Annotated in this window: 1 protein-coding gene and 2 pseudogenes; 2 read left to right on the top strand and 1 reads right to left on the bottom strand. The window is 63.7% G+C overall.

Features of this window, described 5'->3' with window-relative positions:
* Positions 1-193, bottom strand: a pseudogene (locus KHQ28_RS28365) (2-octaprenyl-6-methoxyphenyl hydroxylase); the annotation flags it as partial.
* Here KHQ28_RS28365 and ubiH point away from each other — a divergent pair.
* Both ubiH and ubiI read left to right on the top strand, forming a co-directional pair.
* A pseudogene (gene ubiH, locus KHQ28_RS28360) lies at positions 186-974 on the top strand (2-octaprenyl-6-methoxyphenyl hydroxylase); the annotation flags it as partial. The pseudogenes KHQ28_RS28365 and ubiH sit on opposite strands and share 8 nt — an antisense overlap.
* A 10-nt stretch (positions 975-984) precedes the next feature.
* A partial coding sequence (ubiI, locus tag KHQ28_RS28355; protein WP_211777788.1) for an FAD-dependent 2-octaprenylphenol hydroxylase occupies positions 985-2,094 on the top strand: 1,110 nt, incomplete at its 3' end.

Genomic DNA, 2,094 nt, shown 5'->3' with positions numbered 1-2,094 from the left:
TCGCCGGACAGTGCAGCGTGACGCCCGCCGCCTCGCGCAGCAGACCAAACAGGCGCTGGCCGACATCGTGGAGTTCAACCACCTGGCCCAGCGCCGACAGGCCATAATCCGCGGCCGCCAGATTCACAAACCCGGCATGACCGCGGTCGCTGACGTGTACTCGCTGGATGGGCGTCGCGCGTTCGGCGAAAGTGGAAGCGGTCAGTCGCAGCCAGGAGAGCGTCAGCCTTACGCTTGAGGGCGGCGAAATCATTAACGGTAAGCTGCTGGTGGCGGCGGACGGTTCCCGTTCGGCACTGGGCGCCCGCTGCGGCATCAGCTGGCAGCAGCAGCCGTATGAGCAGATAGCGATCATTGCTAACGTCAGCACCGCGTTGCCCCACGAAGGTCGCGCCTTCGAGCGCTTTACCGAGCATGGCCCGCTGGCGATGCTGCCGATGTCGCAAGGGCGCTGCTCGCTGGTGTGGTGTCATCCGCAGTCGCGCCGCGATGAGGTGCAGAGCTGGTCTGACGAACGCTTTTGTCAGGAGCTGCAGCAGGCGTTCGGCTGGCGGCTGGGGCGTATTACCCACGCCGGGAAGCGCAGCGTTTATCCGCTGGCCCTCACCACCGCCAGCCGCGCGGTGTCGCACCGCCTGGCGCTGGTCGGCAACGCGGCGCAGACGCTGCACCCGATCGCCGGGCAGGGCTTTAATCTCGGCCTGCGCGATGTGATGAGCCTGGCGGAATTACTCGCTGACGCCCATCTCAGCGGCGAAGATGTCGGTCATTATCCGCTGCTGTGCCGCTATCAGGCGCGCAGGGCAGCGGATAAAGCCGCCACCATCGGCGTGACCGATGGGCTGGTGCATCTGTTTGCCAACCGTTGGGCGCCGCTGGTGGCGGGGCGCAACGTCGGTCTGATGGCGATGGAATTATTTACCCCGGCGCGCGATGCGCTGGCGCAGCGTACCCTCGGTTGGGTTCCCCGTTAAGGAGTAGAACGTGCAAAGTGTTGATGTTGCCATTGTTGGCGGTGGAATGGTGGGGCTGGCGGTAGCCTGCGGTCTACAGGGTAGCGGCCTGCGCGTCGCAGTGCTGGAGAAAGCAGAGCCGCGACCGCTGGCCGCCGATGCGCCGCCGGCGCTGCGCGTTTCGGCAATTAATGCCGCCAGCGAAAAGCTGCTGACGAAGCTGGACGTCTGGCGCGAGATCGTCCCCCAGCGGGCCAGCTGCTATCACGGTATGGAAGTGTGGGATAAAGACAGCTTTGGCCACATTAGCTTCGATGACCAGAGCATGGGCTTTAGCCACCTTGGCTATATTATCGAAAATGCCGTAGTGCATCATGCATTGTGGCAGAAGGCGCAGCGTTGCGCTGACGTTACCCTGCTGGCTCCGGCGGAACTTCAGCAGGTGGCGTGGGGCGAGAATGAAGCCTTTCTCAGCCTGCAGGACGGCAGCATGCTGACCGCGCGGCTGGTGATCGGCGCCGATGGTGCCAATTCATGGCTGCGCAATAAAGCCGATATTCCGCTGACCTTCTGGGATTACCATCATCATGCGCTGGTGGCGACCATCCGTACCGCTGAGCCGCATCAGGCGGTGGCCCGCCAGGCGTTCCATGGCGACGGGATCCTCGCCTTCCTGCCGCTCAGCGATCCGCACCTGTGCTCGATCGTCTGGTCGCTATCGCCGGGGGAAGCGCAGCGGATGCAGCAGGCTGATGAAACCACCTTCAACCAGGCGCTGAATATCGCGTTCGATAATCGCCTTGGCCTCTGCCAGCTGGCAAGTGAACGTGAAGTTTTCCCGCTGACCGGCCGCTATGCCCGTCAGTTTGCCGCCCACCGGCTGGCGCTGGTCGGCGATGCCGCGCATACCATCCATCCGCTGGCCGGGCAGGGGGTCAACCTCGGTTTTATGGATGCCGCCGAGCTTATTGACGAGCTGAAGCGCCTGCACGCTCAGGGCAAAGATATCGGCCAGCATCTTTATCTGCGCCGCTACGAGCGCAGCCGCAAGCACAGCGCGGCGCTGATGCTGGCGGGCATGCAGGGCTTCCGCGAAATGTTCTCCGGGAGCCATCCGGCGAAGAAATTTCTTCGCGATGTG

This window comes from Klebsiella sp. 28 (assembly GCF_018223905.1).
GTDB classification, from domain to species: Bacteria; Pseudomonadota; Gammaproteobacteria; order Enterobacterales; family Enterobacteriaceae; genus Klebsiella; species Klebsiella pneumoniae.
This window is presented reverse-complemented; position numbering and strand designations above follow the sequence as displayed.